14 protein-coding genes and 1 pseudogene are annotated in these 16,442 nt (G+C 61.7%); 8 read left to right on the top strand and 7 right to left on the bottom strand.

Annotation, left to right across the window (positions count from 1 at the left end):
* The first annotated feature begins 30 nt into the window (after positions 1–30).
* The gene (locus C484_RS21675; protein WP_006828004.1) at positions 31–1,440 is read left to right on the top strand and encodes a sodium:solute symporter family protein; all 1,410 of its coding nucleotides are present in this window, start codon (positions 31–33) and stop codon (positions 1,438–1,440) included.
* Positions 1,441–1,496: 56 nt separating this feature from the next.
* Here the strand turns inward: C484_RS21675 and C484_RS21670 are convergent, their stop codons facing one another.
* A complete protein-coding gene (locus C484_RS21670; protein WP_006828003.1) occupies positions 1,497–2,306 on the bottom strand; it encodes an RIO1 family regulatory kinase/ATPase domain-containing protein in 810 nt (269 codons plus the stop codon).
* 190 nt (positions 2,307–2,496) lie between these two features.
* Between C484_RS21670 and C484_RS21665 the strand changes: the two genes are divergently transcribed.
* The gene (locus C484_RS21665; protein ID WP_006828002.1) at positions 2,497–3,708 is read left to right on the top strand and encodes a DUF7544 domain-containing protein; all 1,212 of its coding nucleotides are present in this window, start codon (positions 2,497–2,499) and stop codon (positions 3,706–3,708) included.
* A 125-nt stretch (positions 3,709–3,833) separates the two neighbouring features.
* On the opposite strand, the gene C484_RS21660 is transcribed toward C484_RS21665, so the two are convergent.
* The 4 genes from C484_RS21660 to C484_RS21645 form a co-directional block, all read right to left on the bottom strand.
* Positions 3,834–4,655 (bottom strand): DUF6517 family protein, encoded by an 822-nt coding sequence (locus tag C484_RS21660; RefSeq protein WP_006828001.1) that lies wholly within the window; start codon positions 4,653–4,655, stop codon positions 3,834–3,836.
* A 98-nt stretch (positions 4,656–4,753) separates the two neighbouring features.
* The gene (locus tag C484_RS21655; protein WP_006828000.1) at positions 4,754–5,257 is read right to left on the bottom strand and encodes a DUF2062 domain-containing protein; all 504 of its coding nucleotides are present in this window, start codon (positions 5,255–5,257) and stop codon (positions 4,754–4,756) included.
* Between the two features lie 137 nt (positions 5,258–5,394).
* Positions 5,395–6,651: a Glu/Leu/Phe/Val family dehydrogenase gene (locus C484_RS21650; RefSeq protein ID WP_006827999.1), complete on the bottom strand. Its 1,257-nt coding sequence runs from the start codon at positions 6,649–6,651 to the stop codon at positions 5,395–5,397.
* Positions 6,652–6,796: 145 nt separating this feature from the next.
* A complete protein-coding gene (locus C484_RS21645) occupies positions 6,797–7,681 on the bottom strand; it encodes an HpcH/HpaI aldolase/citrate lyase family protein (RefSeq protein ID WP_049915874.1) in 885 nt (294 codons plus the stop codon).
* 673 nt (positions 7,682–8,354) lie between these two features.
* Here C484_RS21645 and C484_RS21640 point away from each other — a divergent pair.
* Positions 8,355–8,777: pseudogene (locus C484_RS21640) on the top strand (pyridoxamine 5'-phosphate oxidase family protein); the annotation flags it as partial.
* Between the two features lie 312 nt (positions 8,778–9,089).
* Positions 9,090–10,382: a Cdc6/Cdc18 family protein gene (locus C484_RS21635; protein WP_006664274.1), complete on the top strand. Its 1,293-nt coding sequence runs from the start codon at positions 9,090–9,092 to the stop codon at positions 10,380–10,382.
* A 154-nt stretch (positions 10,383–10,536) separates the two neighbouring features.
* Here C484_RS21635 and gdhB read toward each other — a convergent pair whose 3' ends face one another.
* On the bottom strand, positions 10,537–11,820 hold the full coding sequence (gene gdhB, locus C484_RS21630) for a glutamate dehydrogenase GdhB (protein ID WP_006827996.1): 1,284 nt from the start codon (positions 11,818–11,820) through the stop codon (positions 10,537–10,539).
* A 322-nt stretch (positions 11,821–12,142) separates the two neighbouring features.
* Between gdhB and C484_RS21625 the strand changes: the two genes are divergently transcribed.
* From C484_RS21625 to C484_RS21610, 4 genes are all read left to right on the top strand, one after another.
* Positions 12,143–13,540 (top strand): NAD-dependent succinate-semialdehyde dehydrogenase, encoded by a 1,398-nt coding sequence (locus tag C484_RS21625; protein ID WP_006827995.1) that lies wholly within the window; start codon positions 12,143–12,145, stop codon positions 13,538–13,540.
* An 87-nt stretch (positions 13,541–13,627) separates the two neighbouring features.
* Positions 13,628–14,113 carry a MaoC family dehydratase gene (locus C484_RS21620; RefSeq protein WP_338041841.1) on the top strand — a complete coding sequence of 162 codons (486 nt, stop codon included), beginning with the start codon at positions 13,628–13,630 and terminating at the stop codon, positions 14,111–14,113.
* On the top strand, positions 14,110–14,874 hold the full coding sequence (locus tag C484_RS21615; RefSeq protein WP_006827993.1) for a PH domain-containing protein: 765 nt from the start codon (positions 14,110–14,112) through the stop codon (positions 14,872–14,874). The genes C484_RS21620 and C484_RS21615 overlap by 4 nt, the downstream gene beginning before the upstream one ends.
* Entirely contained in the window at positions 14,871–15,566 is a 696-nt protein-coding gene (locus C484_RS21610; RefSeq protein WP_006827992.1) for a PH domain-containing protein, read from the top strand. The genes C484_RS21615 and C484_RS21610 overlap by 4 nt, the downstream gene beginning before the upstream one ends.
* A gap of 46 nt (positions 15,567–15,612) precedes the next feature.
* Here the strand turns inward: C484_RS21610 and C484_RS21605 are convergent, their stop codons facing one another.
* On the bottom strand, positions 15,613–15,963 hold the full coding sequence (locus C484_RS21605; RefSeq protein WP_006827991.1) for a DUF5658 family protein: 351 nt from the start codon (positions 15,961–15,963) through the stop codon (positions 15,613–15,615).
* Positions 15,964–16,442: the final 479 nt, after the last annotated feature.

Genomic DNA, 16,442 nt, shown 5'->3' with positions numbered 1-16,442 from the left:
TTTAACACCCGTGTCTCTTATTCTCACGCCATGGCAGTCGAGAGCGACATGACGTTACTGTACATCGTCGCCGCGTATCTGGTCGTGATGCTCGGCGTCGGTGTCTGGGCGTACGGAAAAACGAACACGGCGGAGGACTTCATGGTCGCGGGCCGAAGCCTCGGCGCGGTGATCATCGCCGGAACGCTGCTTGCGACGTGGATGGGGTCCGGAACGGTGACCGGCGGTGCGAACTCGATCGCGTACGACAACGGGCTGTGGCCCGCGATCATCCTCGGTACGGGATCGCTCCTCGGTATCGGCATTCTGAAGGCGCTCGCACCGCGTATCAGGGCCTTCGACAAGCTGACGGTTCCCGAAATGATCGAGGAAGAACTGGGCAAGGAAGGGCGCATCATCAGCCTGCTCGTCATCGCGTTCGCATACGTCGGAATCGTTTCCTACCAGTTCACCGGGCTCGGGTTCGTGCTGAACGTCACGACCGGCATCCCGGTTGCCCAGGGGACGCTCATCGGAACCGTCCTCATCATCGCACTCGCCGCGATGGGCGGCCTCATGTCCGTCGCGTACACGGACGCGATCAGCGCCTTCCTGATGCTCGTCGGCCTCGTCGTCGCAGTCCCGTTCGTCCTCATCGAAGCCGGCGGCTGGAGCGGAATCTCAGCGAACGTCCCCGCGACCCACTTCGACACGCTCGGAAACCTCTCGTTCTTCGATTTCTTCGCGCTGTGGGCCCCACCGCTGCTGTTAATCCTCGCCGACCAGAACATGTACCAGCGCATCATCGCCGGCGAAACCGACGAAGGGACGAACACCGGACTCATCGCCTGGTTCGGCGGCGCTATCGCAACCATGACGCTTGTCCCCCTCATCGCGTTCGCCTCGCGAGCGATGTTTCCCGAACTCGATCCGGGAATGGCGCTGATCGCAACGACAACGGAGATCCCGACCTGGATCGGCGGCATTTTGCTGGCCGCCGCCACGGCGTTCATCGTCACGACGGGAAGTTCCTACCTGCTGTCTGCCTGTACCAACCTCTCCCAGGACCTCTACAAAGGGCTCATCAATCCCGATGCATCCGACCAACAGGTGTTCTGGCTGACCCGCGCGTTCGTGGTCGTCCTCGGTATTTTCGCGTTTGTCCTCGGGCAGTACTTCCCGACGATTCTTGAGGTCCAGATGTACTCCTATACGGCCTACGGGGCCGCAATCACGCCGCCGCTGCTCGCGATCTTCCTGATGCGAGAGCGCCTGACCAAGATCGGCGGCCTCGCCGGAATGATCGTCGGTGCCGTGCTCGCGGTCTCCTGGGACACGGTCATGGGAAGTCCCTACGGACTGGATGCGGTGATCATCGCGGCACCGGTCGCCGGCGTGCTCATCGTCCTCGTCAGTTACCTCACGAGTTCGTTGTCGTCGCCGTCGCCGTCTCGCGCCTGATCGCTCTTCGGTAGTACTGTACTATCGAACTCGAACTTTGAAATCCGCTTCGAACGTCAGTGCTGGCTCAGATCCGCCGCCTTCTCGAGTTCACTCCGGAGGAGCGTCGAGTCGAACTCGTGGTCGGGGCGCAGGCGGACGAAGTCGAGGAAGCGCCGCGCCGAGAGGAGTTCGTCGGTGTCGTAGACCGACGAGGCGGCGAGGACGGCCTCGCGGGCACCGATACGCGGTTCCAGAACGGCGAGCGCACAGGCGAGGTCGTAGGCGGTCGTCTCCGCGACGCGGTTCTCGTGGACGCTGGTCGCATCGATGAAGTAGAGGTCGCCGTCGCAAAGCAGGATGTTTTCGTCGCGCAGGTCGCCGTGGGCCAGGCCGTGGTCGTGCAAGAGCGAGAGCATTTCGAACAGATCCGGCGCACGCTCGGCGACGACGGCGTCGGAAACGTCTCCGAGCGACTCGAACTCCGGAAGGTACTCGAGAACGAGCACGCCCAGGCCGTTGACCTCGAAGGCTTCGATCGGGCGCGGGGCGTTGAGACCGACTTCGCGCATCCGCTGGGTCGCCTCGTACTCGTGTTCGACCATCTCGCGGGGCGTATCGAAGCGGCCGAAAAAGCCCTCGGTACCCGAGGACACCGCGCCGACGTTTCGCCCCGTCGTCAAGAGCGCGTGGACGAGGGCGTTCTGACGGCTGACGATTTTGACGAACCACCGCTCGTCGATAACGCAGGGCGTCGACAGCCAGTTATCGGCTTCGAGGAACTCGACGCGGACGAACTCGCGGTCGTGGCGTTCCGCCAGCGTGCGGATGACGCGCTCGATGCGTCCCCACTCGACGGTCCCGCGAGCGAGCTGGCGGAGGTCCATTACTAGACCGTGAGTGGACTCGCGGTTAAATGCGTCTCGAAGTGTTGCAAACGAGATGTATCCAGTCACCTGAACGCTACTAGCATCGACAGTCATCGGTGAGCCATCACTCTCGGCTCGCACTCGAGTGCAGATTGGACACGAGAGACAGCACCATTTTTATCGTTGCTCTGAGACGTTTACCGTAGCTATGGATGCTGTCGACGATCTCGGGGATGCGATCGAAACCACGCGAGCGCTGTTACTCCCGGTGCGCGCGTGGTTGTGGCTCAAGCTATCCGTCGTCGTGCTCTTCGTCGGCGGGAGTCTGGGTTCACCGGGGAACCTCGCAACCAGCGACCCGCAGATGGTCGGCGACGAGCCGATGCCGCAGGGCGGAATCGGCGAGATTCCGGACGACGTGCTCACAGCAGCCGTTGTTCTCGCCGTTGTTGCTATCCTGCTCTGGGCCCTGTTCGCGCTCCTCGGTGCCATCATGGAGTTCGTCTTCATCGAAACGCTCCGGTCGACGGAGATCCACGTGCGACGATACAGCAGGGCGAATCTCGGTCGCGGCATCCGGCTCTTTGCGTTTCGGGCGCTTGTCTCGCTCGGTCTGCTTGCAATCGTCGCCGTTCCAGTCGGCTACCTCCTCACCAGCACGGCCACCATGGACGAGTTCATCGGCGAACTCGCGCTGATCGCGCTCGTGGCGATTCCGCTCTATATCGTCTACGCCATCGTGATGCGCTTTACGTCCGAGTTCGTCGCGCCGATCATGCTGCTCGAGGACCGCGGCGTGCTCGGTGGGTGGCGACGATTCTGGGCGACGCTTCGGGGGAACGTCGGCGAGTACGTCGTCTACCTGCTTTTGGTCTGGATTCTGCAACTCGTGACGGGTATCGCCGTCGGATTCGTCGTCCTCTTCGGCGCGGTCGTCCTCGCGATTCCGTTCGTAATCGTCGGCGTACTGGCATATGCGCTCGGCGGTGGCGGGGTCTACCTCGCCGGTGTCATCAGTGTCGTCGGTCTGCTCGCGCTCATCGCACTCGTCGCTCTCGTCCAGATGCCGGTCCGAACCTACTTCCAGTACTACGCGTTGCTCCTGCTCGGCGACACCGATTCCGAACTCGACCTCGTTCCGGAACAACGAGACGCCGCCCGGGCCAATCACACCGGTGCCGGCGAGACGGTTCGAGCCGACGAGCGGATCGACCGCACTGATCGCTCCGACGACGCACACGACGAGTTCGACACCGAATCCCGCGACGAAACCGACGACTACGGGTGGCTCGATGAGTCCGGGTTCGATGATGATCGAACCGGGACCGACGCTACTGATGACCGCAATGACGACGCTACTCCCAACGACGACCGCGACGACCGTGACGACCGCGACGACAACGCTGACCGCGGCTGGTAAGACAGTCACTCGCTGAACTCGATTACGCATCGAAATCGGCTCGTACCAACAAGACAGCTTAGTGTTGACACGCAACCAGACGGTCGGGTTTGGCACTCCACCAGACGGGACGGGATTGACACCCGTCAGTTGCTATCAGAAAGAAGGCCGCCGTCGTCGTCGTCGTCGTTGTCACCGTTTTCGTCCGTCCCGTTACCGGTGTCAGTATCGTTGCCCTCGGTATCGCTCTCGGAGCCAGTCTCGGTGTCGTTACCGTCACTGTCCGACTCGCCGGTTCCGTTCTCGGTATCGCCAGCAGCCTCCTCGTCGATATCCGGAACGACACCGTCCATCAGCGAGAATATCTGTTCTTCCTCGCTCCAATCGAATTCGTTCGGATAGACGCCGACCGTTACGAGCAGATCGTCGTCGGTCTCGATGGCCTCGCTCACGTGCAACGCGACATCGACAGGCTGTCCCTGGAACGACACCTCGGCGGTGTATCTGGACTGCGTCGTCGACTGGTCGAACACCGTCACCGACGTTTCCTCGACGAAGGACACGGAGCCGATATCGTCGTAATTGCTCGCGACCAACTCGACGAGTTCGTCGGTGGACATGTCCTCGACGGGATTGAACTGCGAGCCGAGCGCGTTGACCTGCGGCGTCGTCAGGACGATGAAGACGGCCCCGCGTTGCTCGCCCAGCGGACCCATGTCGACCGCCTTCTCGTGTTCGGTCATGTAATTCGTGATCACGACCGTCTCGCTTGCGATACTGACGCCAACCTCGCGCTCGACGGTGAACTCGTCGATTGCGGTCTGCTCGTACCCGGTATCGTTGCGAACGGACGCATCGACACCGGCGGGCAAGGCTTTGTGGCGTGCCAGGCCGACGAGCCCCAGACAGCCTGAAAGGCTAGTAAGGCCGGCGACACCGAGGCCGCTCAGAAGCGTTCGACGTTTCATGGTATCACAATCAACGATCAGTTGATAAGTGTTTACTGGTCCCCTGATTGTCTCTCGATTTCCTAACAGGACGCTATCGTCGTGTGGTATCCGTATCCTTAGTTGCGACGGAGCATGCGACGGATCGTCGAGACGACCGAGCGATCGGTCGAGCGTTGCGCTCGGCGGCGGTGAAGCCGCGTCAGTCGCCGAACGATAACGTAACCGATGGCCGCAAGCACCGTCGCGAACACGACGTTGCCGACGATCAGTTGGTGAACGGTGGCGGTGGCGGATTCGGTTATCGTTTCCTGCGAACGGATCGGACTGGTGCCGAGGAGGACGCCGCCGACGTGAACACTCGAAAGGTAGACGACGGGTTTGACGAACGGGTTGAGGACGGCGATGGAGGCGAACAGTGCCGGCTTGCAGATCCACGACCACAGGGCGCTGAACACGAAGAACAAGCCGATACCGAGACCACCGGATGGCAATGCCGTCACGAAAATCCCGATGGCGAAACTGGCGGCGACCTCGTGGGGCGTGTGTTCCTCCTGAATCGCGACAGTAAGCTTGTGGAGGGCCTCTTCGCGATAGTGATCGAGTCGGTCCCGTATGCTCACGCGTTGTCCATGTGTCCTATCGGGTGGACGTGGAAAAAGACCGCGATCGGTGAAGAACTACGTATCGCTCTAACAGAACCTCACGGGAACTCAACGGTAACTGACGGTCGAGAGCGATACGACAGTTGGGTTGCCGATCAGGGGAAGCTACCCGCTTCCTCGTAGGCGTTGGCGACGCGGTCGACTGCGACGACGTAAGCGGCAGTCCGAGGATTGTCGAGGTCGTACGTTTCGTAGGTATCGACGAGCGCATCGAAGGCGTCGACGATGAGCGTCTCGAGTTCGTCGTTGACGCGCTGTTCGCTCCAGGAAAAGCGCTGGCGGTTCTGGACCCACTCGAAGTACGAGACGGTAACACCGCCGGCGTTTGCGAGGATGTCCGGGATGACGAAGGTGTCCTGTTTCTGAAGGACTTCGTCGGCTTCGGGCGTCAACGGTCCGTTCGCGGCCTCGGAGATGACGTCGGCGGTGACGTCCGTGGCAAGGTCGCGGTCGATTGCGTTCTCGAGTGCGGCGGGGATGAGCAGATCGACATCCATCGTGAGTACGTCCTCGTTGGTTACCTCCTCGACGCTGTCCTCGTAGCCGACGACGCTGCCGGTTTCGTTTTTGTGGTCCCTCGCGGCAACCGGATCGAAGCCGTCGGGATTGTAGATACCGCCGCTCGAGTCGCTCGCGGCGACGACGGTGGCTCCCATCTCGTCGATGAGTTTGGCGGCGATCCAGCCGGCATTTCCGTAGCCCTGGACGGCCACGGTCGCGTCCTTGAGGTCCTTGTCGAGGTAGTCGAACGCCTCGCGCGCGGCGATGACCGTCGAGCGCCCGGTCGCCTCGACGCGGCCCTCGCTACCGCCGCTCGCGATGTTTTTCCCCGTAATGACGCCCGGTTCGGTGGTGTTCTCGAGCGTTTCGTAGGTGTCCTTGATCCAGTTCATCTCCCGCTGACCCGTGTTCACGTCGGGGGCGGGGATATCGCGGTCCACACCAATGAGCGGACGGAGTTCGGTTGCGAACGACCGCGTCAGGCGTTCGAGTTCGCTTTCGGAGTAGTCATCGGGGTCGATGATAATACCGCCCTTGCCGCCGCCGTAGGGGATGTCGACGATGGCGCACTTGTAGACCATCCAGCCCGACAGGGCCTTGACCTCGTCGCGGGAGACGTTCGGGTGGTAGCGGATCCCGCCTTTGTACGGGCCGCGGTCGCCGTTAAACTGCGAGCGGAACGCTTTGAACCGCTGGAGTTCACCGTCGTCGAGTTCGACCGTGAGGTTCGTTTCGAGAACTCGTTCCGGGTGTTTGAGCCGTTCGATGACGTCGTCGCCGATGTCGAGGTGCGCCGCCGCGTCGTCGATCTGCGACTGGAGGCTCTCGAATGGATTGATGTCTGCTACCATTACACCCCAGTTCTAGCGAACCGGAAATAAGCGTGACGAAGACATCCATAGTAAGTAAAACACAATATAAGGATTATAGATCCCATTATATTCTGTGCGATGGCACTGAGTGACAATTGGGGCGGATCGGGGACAGACGGAGCAGCTAGCTGTCGGGACTGCCGTCTTCGTCCGTGGAATCCGCCGCGGCTCGGGCCTCGATTCGTTCTGCCTGGGCGATCAGCGGCGCGTCGATCATCTGTCCGTCGACTTCGAAGACACCGCGGCCGTCAGCGTCGGCGTCTCGTTTCGCGTCCAGCACGTCTCTTGCCCACTCGAGTTCTTCAGCCGTTGGCGTGAACGCGTCGTTGATCGGGTCGACCTGGGCAGGATGAATCGCGAGTTTACCGTCGTACCCGAGTTGGATCGCGAACTCGGTTTCGTCGATCAGTCCCGTCTCGTCCCCGAAATCGGTGAAGACGGTATCGATTGCGGAACAGTCGTTCGCAGCGGCGGCGAGCACGACGCGTTCGCGGGCGTAGAGCACTTCGGTCCCGTCGTCGGTTCGCGTGGCTCCGATATCGGCTGAGAGGTCTTCAGCGCCGAAGACGAGTGCGTCGGTTACCGGAACGGTGGCGATGTCGGGTGCGGCGAGGACGCCGCGAGCGGTTTCGATCAATGCGAGAACGGGGACGTCAGCGTCGCCGCTGTCAAACCGTTCGAGTTCACCGACGAGGGCTTCGACGTCGTCAGGGTGCTCGACTTTCGGGAGCAACAGACTGTCGAGTCGGATGGGTCCGTGAGCGAGCAGTGCCTCGAGATCCGCGGCGATGGACGCGGACGACGTGTTAACGCGCACGCAAACTTCACAATCCGGCACGAACTCGGGGTCCGAGAGGACCTCGCGGACCGTTTCTCGGGCCGTGTCTTTCTGACTGGGTGCCACTGCATCTTCGAAATCGAAGACGATCGTGTCGGCACCTGATTCGGGCGCTTTGCGGAGCATTTTCGGACGATCACCGGGTGTGAAGAGGAGACTACGCCGTACCATATCTCAGTGTGCGTGAAGTGGTGACGTGAAAGTACGGATTACGGAGTTCGCCCATCGTAGTGGAACCGAGTGTGCTCACCGCCCGATTACTCGCTGAGACACCCGTCGTTCAAAGTGAAACGGCCGGCGTGAGAGGCGGGGGTCCGTCGAATCGTTTTCACTCTGAATCGGGGGTGGTATTCTCGTGAACTATCGACGATCCTCACGGTAAGCAGTACCTGTTTTCGAACGTGATAGCGGGTGAGAGCCGGTGCAGTAATTGCCGAACCGATACGTCGGGTGTACTCGACCAGGGGCACCCCCGATTCAGAGTGTATTCGGTCAAGGGCCGGGTGGGGGGTGGAAGAGGCGGGGGGTTCGTCGCCGGTTTCGGTGAGGGGACGAGTGTGAGATATAGATGAACCGTTTTCGGCGAGTATTTCTGGTATCATAACATACAATACAAAACTAGACTAGGACGGAAGAACAACTGGGGAAAGAACGGTTACAGATTGGACAGAGCGGTTACACACTGGTTATCGTCGTTTTATCGTCTATTTGCCGTGTGGCGCGCTGTTCCTGTGGGTAGCGACCGAAGAAAGTATGGTGAGCATCGATGACTCGAAGAAAACAACCGGAAACACAGCCCCTCAAAGACGGTAACGCGACTGCGTAGGCGGATGCGCGCGAGCAGCTTGCGGCAGCCGATTACTACTGGCTCGCAACGGTGCATCCGGACGGTCGGCCGCACGTCCGGCCGTTGCTCGCCGTTTGGGTCGCGGACGCGATGTACTTCTGTTCGGGAGCAGCCACGCGGAAGGTTGGGAATCTCACAGCCGGTCCCTTCTGCAGTCTCGCGGCCGAAACGGACACGTTCCACTTCGTGATCGAAGGCGAGGCGGCGAAGCGGAGCGACGAAACCGCGCTCCAGGACGCGGCCGATATGTATGCGACTAAATACGAGTGGGAAGTTGAGATTCGTGACGGTGCATTTTACGCTGCTGGCGCTCCCACTGCAGGGGACCCACCGTACGAGGTGTACGAAGTAACCCCGGAGACGGTCTTCGGCTTCGGTCTGGATGCGTCGGTTTCCTCGACGCGCTGGCAGTTCGAGTAGGAACGGCTCACAGTTTCGTCCGCTTGGTGATCCGTACTTGGCGATCCGTCCCTCCTCGCCGTATCGCTCTATTTAGGACCACCGCAACGGTACGCTCGGTACCGACCCGTCGTGACCCATCCCCACCTTCGCCCGTTTCACTCTGAATCAGGGGCGGGCCCGTTCGGAGCACTGGTTCCGAGAACTCGAACACGAACTCGTGCTATACGGTGGTATCTGACGCTCATCTCGGAATATTTCTATCATTGCTGTTCGTTATCAGTCTGAATTCTTTCCCCTGGTTTTATAACACCTGTCTTCCAGAATGGAAGCATGGCTGATACGGCTGGTGGGGACCCGCTCTTTCAATCTCACGATCCGATTTTCAATCGGAAAGAACTCTTACACGTCGGACACGTTCCCGATGAGGATCGCATTGTCGGCCGGGACAACGAAATTCAGTCAGTCGCTGCCGAAGTCGGCGCGATCACTCGCGGCGATCCGCCGAACAACGTGATGATCTACGGCAAGACCGGTACCGGAAAGAGTCTCATCTCTCGCCACGTTGCGACGCGAGCACAGGATGCCGCTCGGGACAACGATATCGACTGTAGCGTCCTCTACGTCGACTGCTCCGAGGCGAATACGGAAACGCGGGCAACGCGACAACTCGCGCTCAACCTCACGGAACAAACGAGCTACCAGGACCACATCCCGCTTCGCGGCGTCGGGACGATGGAGTACTACCAACACATCTGGAGAATCCTGGAGTCGTTTTTCGACGCGACGATCATCATTCTCGACGAGATCGACAAACTCGATAACAGCAACATCCTGATGCAACTCTCCCGCGCTCGCGAAGCGCGTAAAACCGACGCCTACATCGGCGTGATCGGCATCAGCAACAAGGTCCAGTACCGCGAAACGCTCGACGAACGCATCGACAGCAGTTTCGGTCATCGCGAACTGTTCTTTCACCCCTACGACGCCTCCCAGCTCCGTGAGATCATGCGAAACCGCGAGGACGCCTTCCAGCCCGACGTTCTCGAGGACGGGACGATCGAACTCTGCGCCGCCCTCGCCGCGAAGAAACACGGCGACGCCCGAAAAGCAATCGAGATTCTCAAGGAGGCAGGTGAACTCGCTCGGCGGACGGGCTCGGAGACCGTCTCTGAGAGCCACATCCAGCAGGCCCAAGAGGTCGCCGAGATCAATCGCATCGAAGAACTGACGAGCGGGGCGACGGTCCATGCAAAACTCGCGCTCTACTCGCTTGCGAGCCGTATTATCACCGGTGACCGCGAGACGTACAAGACGCGGGAAATCTACCAGCGATACGTCGGAATCTGCGAGATGGTTGCAAACGATCCGATCACGGAGAACGGTCTGTACCGACAGCTCAAAGAACAGGCCTTCCTCGGCGTCATCGAGTCAGAAAAGACGGGCGGTGGCCGTTCGCAGGGGAGCTATCTCCTCCATCGGCTCGTGACGGACCCGAAACACATCGTCAAGGCGGTTCGACGCGACTCGTCGCTCGAAGAGTTACCAGCCTACGATCAGCTCGCGAATACCGGCGGGTCCTCGCACAAGCGCGATATCGAGACGGACCTCTCCTCGTTTTCGTGAGTTCAGTCTGAACGACGGGGGTGGGGGAGACAGAATCTCGCGTGAGTATGTCGAGTTCTACCCCGGGGCGGTTCGCGCCGCTTTCAGTCTGAACAGGGGGTGGGGGCGGCGAGAATCACTGCGATACTGAAGCGGAGAATCGATCGCGGTCGTGTTACGGCCAGAGGCCGCGGGCGTCGTGTGCCTCGGCGATTCGTTCGAGTGCGACGATGTAGGCTGCATCGCGCCAGGTGATATCGCGGGCGTCGTACTCGTCGCGGACGCACCCCCAGGCGCGCAGCATTTCCGTCTGGAGTTCTTCGTGGACGCGTTCGAGCCGCCAGGAGCGTCGGTTGATGTCCTGCAGCCACTCGAAGTACGAGACGGTGACGCCGCCGGCGTTGGCGAGGATGTCGGGGATGACGGGAATATCGCGCTCTTCGAAGATTTGACCCGCCGTCGAGGTCGTGGGTCCGTTTGCCCCTTCGACGATCATGTCCGCCTGGACGCGGCGAGCGTTTTCGCCGGTCAGCACGTTGCCGATTGCGGCGGGGATAAGCACGTCGACGTCGAGTTCAAGGAGTTCTTCGTTCGAGAGAGACTGCGCGTCAGCGTAGCCGGAGACCATACCGGGGGTTTCGTCGTGGTCTTCGACGTCGTTCGTGTCGAAGCCGTCCGGGTCGTAGATCGCGCCGTCGATGTCGGAGACGGCGACGATGGAAGCGCCGAGATCGTCGAGATAGCGGGCGGCATTCGCCCCGACACTGCCGAATCCCTGGACGGCAACGGTCGTATCGGTAACGTCCCAGTCGTAGTAGTCGATCGCCTGTTCGGTGATGATACCGACGCTGCGGCCGGGAGCCTTCTCACGGCCGTAAGAGCCGCCGATGACCGGGGGTTTGCCGGTGACGACGCCGGGCTCGGTTTCGCCTTCCTGCATCGAGTAGGCGTCCATGAACCAGGCCATCGTCTTCGGATCGGTGCCCATGTCGGGTGCAGGAATGTCGGTTTTCGATCCGATGACTGGACGAAGCTCTTCCGCAAAGCGGCGGGTGAGCCGTTCCTTTTCGTCGGAGCTGAGGTCCTTGGGGTCGACGACGACGCCGCCTTTCGCGCCGCCAAAGGGGAGGTCCATCACGGCGCACTTCCAGGTCATCCACATCGAGAGCCCAACGCACTCCTCCTCGTTGACGGCTGGGTGATAGCGCAGCCCGCCCTTGTAGGGGCCGCGAACGCTGTCGTGGTGGGCGCGATAGCCGGTGAACATCTCGCGCGTTCCATCATCGCGCTCGAGGGGAATCGTGACGCGGTAGACGCTCGTCGGGTGGCGGAGCCGTTCGACGATGCCTTCGTCGACATCGAGATGGGCGGCTGCGCGTTCGAGCTGGCGGCGGGCTGTTTCGACGGCACTTTCCTCCTCCTCTATTTCCGATTCCGTTGTCGGTTCGGCTGCTGTCATAGTCAGAGAGTGGAGTCCCCGCGTGGAACGACGATCGGACGCCCCATAGTGAATGGGCAGTCACAGCGTGACTGTCAGGCGGGTGTAGATGTGGCAGTTTCCGGTCCACTGCCATAACCCTTGTTACTCAGATTGAATTCGTGCAATACTTGCAATTGCCGGTTCGATCGGTCTTCGGTCAATTTGTTCTCGAGGATCCCTCGCTTGCTGCCATTGATTTTTGCCACCCATCGAGTTCAGCGCGACGGTCACCCGGTGACCGCGAGTTGTGGTTGCGTCCTAACCGGGGCTGTTCAAGTGTCTCCTCGTGGTGGCTCTCCGCATGAGTATCGAGAGCACGAATCCGGCGACCGGCGAGACCATCGACACCTACGAGGCGGACTCGGACATGTGGGACGACCATCTCGAGAACGCGACGGAGACGTTCGAGGAGTGGCAGACGGTCCCCATCGAGACGCGCCAGCAACTGCTCGCCGCCGCGGGCGATGTGCTTCGAGACGGCAGCGAGGAGTACGCGGAACTGATGACGGCGGAGATGGGGAAACCGATCGACCAGGCGCGCTCGGAGGTCGAGAAGTGCGCGTGGGTCTGTGACTACTATGCCGAGCACGCGGCCGAGTTCTTAGGGGACGAGGTCGTCGCGGGCGAGCCGAACGCGCGGACGGTCGTCGCCCACCAGCCGCTGGGACCGATCCTCGCGATTATGCCGTGGAACTTCCCGTTCTGGCAGGTGTTTCGATTCGCTGCCCCGAACCTCGTCGCGGGCAACGTGGGGCTGTTGAAACACGCCTCGAACGTCCCCGGCTGTGCGCGCGCCATCGAAGACGTGTTCCGCGAAGCGGGCTTCCCGGAGAACGTCTTTTCGACGCTGTTGATCGGTTCCGACGAGATCGACGCAGTGATCGAAGACGACCGCATCGCCGGCGTTACGCTCACCGGCAGCGACGGGGCGGGTCGAGCCGTCGCCGAAACCGCCGGCAGCGAACTCAAGAAGACCGTTCTCGAACTCGGCGGCAGCGACCCCTTCGTCGTGCTCGAGGACGCCCCGATGGACGAGACCGTCGAGACGGCAGTCCAGGCCCGACTGCTGAACTCCGGGCAGTCCTGTATTGCAGCCAAGCGATTCGTCGTCGTCGAGGACGTCTACGACGAGTTCATCGATCGGTTCGTCGAGGAGATGGACGACCAGGTCGTCGGCGATCCGATGGCCGAGGAGACGGACATCGGCCCGCAGGCCCGCGACGATCTGGCTGATCAGCTTCACGAGCAAGTCCAAGAGACGGTCGATCAGGGCGGCGAGGTTCGACTGGGCGGCGAGCCGATGGACCGCGAGGGTGCCTTCTACCCGCCGACGGTACTGACGGACGTTCCCGCGGACGCGCCCGCCGACAGCGAGGAGTTGTTCGGCCCCGTCGCGACAGTGTTTCGCGTCCCCGATGAGGACGCCGCGATCGAGAAGGCGAACGACACCCGGTTCGGGCTGGGAGCGAGCGTCTGGACCGAGGACCTGGACCGCGGCGAGCGCGTCGCCCGCGAGTTCGAATCCGGCCTAGCGTTCGTCAACGAACTCGTCAAGTCGGACCCGCGACTGCCCTTCGGCGGCGTGAAAGATTCGGGCTACGGTCGCGAACTCGCGCGCGAGGGCATTCGCGAGTTCGTGAACACGAAGACGATCTGGGTGCAGCGGGACGCGGGCGAGGAGACGGATTTAGTCGAGTAACGCGCTCGCGTTTGTCCGCACGAGCGGGCAGGTGGTTCGCATCGATCGGTGATTGTGCCGGGACACGACACTAGTTTTTTGGTGGCGCTGGCCCACTGCGACTCTATGACCGGGCTGTACTACGAGGAGTTCACAGTCGGCGAGACGATTGCCCACGAGCGTCGGCGAACGATTTCAGAAAGCGACAACCAACGGTTCTGCGATATGACGATGAACCAGCAACCGCTGCATCTCGACGCCGAGTTCGCGGACGACACCGAGTTCGGCGAACGGCTGGTCAACGGGCTCTACACCATGAGTCTCGCCGTCGGCGTTTCGATCCCCGAGACGACCGACGGCACTATCGTCGCGAATCTCTCGTACGACAACGTCGAACATCCCCAGCCGGTCTTTCACGGCGATACCATCCGCGCCCAGTCGACGGTCACGGACAAGCGCGAGACCAGCGACGGCGAGCGCGGCGTCGTCACCATGCACGTCGAGGCCTTCAACCAGGACGACGACCTCGTCTGCGCGTTCGACCGGACCGTTCTCTCGTTGAAACGCGAGTTCGTCGACGACCCCACCCAATGAGCGCGCCACAGACTGACGCCGATCTGGAGTGGCTCACGATAGACGACGACGAAGAACTCGTCTGGGAGAGCGGCCCGGATCGGCGAACGCTCCTCCCGGTGGTGCTCATCGGCATTCCGCTCTCGATCGTGCTGATCGGGCTCGTCATCATCGCGGCCGAGTATCTCCGCGTGACGAACACCCAGTACGTCGTCACGAACCGTGCACTCTACCGGAAGACGGGTATCCTCTCGCGAGATGTCAAGCGCATCGAACACGAGAAGGTACAGGACAGTTCCTACTCCCAATCCGCCCTCGGAACGCGACTCGGCTACGGAACGGTCGAGATCAGCACTGCGGGCGGGTCGGGCGTCGAAATGTCGTTCAAATCAGTGCCGGATCCGACGGGAGTACAGCAACTGCTCAGCGAACAACTCGATCGAACACGGCGCGGTCGCCGCGGGCGAGGAGCACCGCAACAGACCGATTCCGAACCGCAAGCGGGCAGTGATGCAACGAAAGCGGACGTACTCGTCGATATTCGCACCGAACTCCGGACGATCCGCGAACTGCTGGAGGAGTCGGAGGGCGCTCACGGGACCGGCCCCTCGGACGACCGTGACCGCCACGCAGGGGCCGGTGCTCGCACGGGAACCGATCGGACTCACACCGACGACAACACAGAGACGAACGACGACAATACAGACGCAAACGGCAACGCAGAGACGAACGCGAACCGGTCACGCACGCACACGTACGACGACCAATCGTCCCGGTCATGAACTCATACGATAGCACGTCCGGTGAGCCTGCCGGCAAACGCGAGGCTGCAGCCGACTCTCCGGCTCCATCCGAGTCCACGGCGCTCGGTGACGCCGAACTCGCCTGGCTTGCACTCGCTCCCGACGAATCCGTCCGGTGGCGTGGCTGCCCGCGTATCCAGACCATCTATCCCTGGCTCGCCGTCACGCTCCTGGGAACGCTCACACTCCTCGCCGCCGTCGTCAGTGAACTCGTCCCATGGCAGGGACTCCTGCTGGTGGCGCTCCTTGCCGTTCCGACGGCCTGGCAGTACGCGCGTCTCTCGCGAACGGTATTCGTGATCACGACGCGGCGAGTTGCGATCAGGCAGGGGGTGCTCGGACGCTCCGTCCGAACGGTTTCACTCGAACACATCCAGAATACGACGGTCACGCAGGGCGTTGCGGGTCGGTTTGTCGGGCATGGCACCGTCTCGATCGATACTGCTGGCGGCGCGCCCCTCGCGTTCTGGAACGTCGATGACCCGAGTTCAGTTCGGCGGACGCTCGATCGGTATCGGTCCCGGTGTCGTGATCGGCGACTGCAAAATGAGGCTGCCTCGCGCTCGACTCGTTCGGAGTCGATTCCGGGGACGCTCGCGCAGTGGCAGGCGGTCCGCGAAGAGGTTCGTGCGGTGCGCCGGGCGCTCGATGAACGCGAAACGGTTCGGTGATCGGTCGGTGAAACCCGTCAGTTTGTGCGACGTCGATCGGGCGATATCAGACGACCGTCGAGATCATGTAGACGTTGATGCCGACGGCGAGCGTCCACGGAATCGCGAGGCCGGCTGGAACGACCGCTCGATACGTTGGCGGAAGCAGGGGTCGACAGGCGAGTCCGACGGCCAGTGCGCCGGCTTTGAGCGCGAGCATTCCGATGACGCCGTAGCCCGTGATTGCGCTGTGAGCGACCGGGTTCGACTCCGTCAGACCGAGGTGGAGTCCGACGAAGGTCGTGAGTACGTCCCCGATGAGTGAGACGGCGACGAGTCCCCAGAGCAGCCGTTCGAGTTCGGACGGCGTAATGGCGACCGCTAATCCGCGAGAGCGGAGGACGCCGTTGGATTGCATAGGCTCTCGCCCGGAATCGAACCGGGAGCGGCCCGAGACTGGCCACGTGCCCATCGAGAGGCTCTTCCGATCGATGGGTCGCGAAGCGGCGGTATTGTTATCCGAACCATAGATCGGTATCATCGGTCATTACGGCCGAGTAAGCAGTGATAAACTCGAACGAGGGGCGCGAACGAATACGGGCCGGCGAAGTGCTGTAGAGAGCCAGCGCCCGCTCCGGTCAGTTACTCACGAGGATTCACGGGAGTCATAACGAGAGCGGACGACGAGTCGAGCCACCCGTTGCACGACAGGGCGGCAACCCCCCTCGAACAGGCGACGGGAGGTGCGTGCTGGAACGGCTGGCACGACCCGCGTAGCGGTGTGTCGGTTGTGGTGTCTCCGCGGTCACCAGCACGGAGACGAGTTCAGGTAGTGACTCAGGACCCACGAACGGTTGCGTTCAGTGAGACAGATATTATAAGCAAATTCTCCGCCAC

The sequence above is a fragment of the Natrialba taiwanensis DSM 12281 genome, assembly GCF_000337595.1.
Classification (GTDB): Archaea; Halobacteriota; Halobacteria; order Halobacteriales; family Natrialbaceae; genus Natrialba; species Natrialba taiwanensis.
This window is presented reverse-complemented; position numbering and strand designations above follow the sequence as displayed.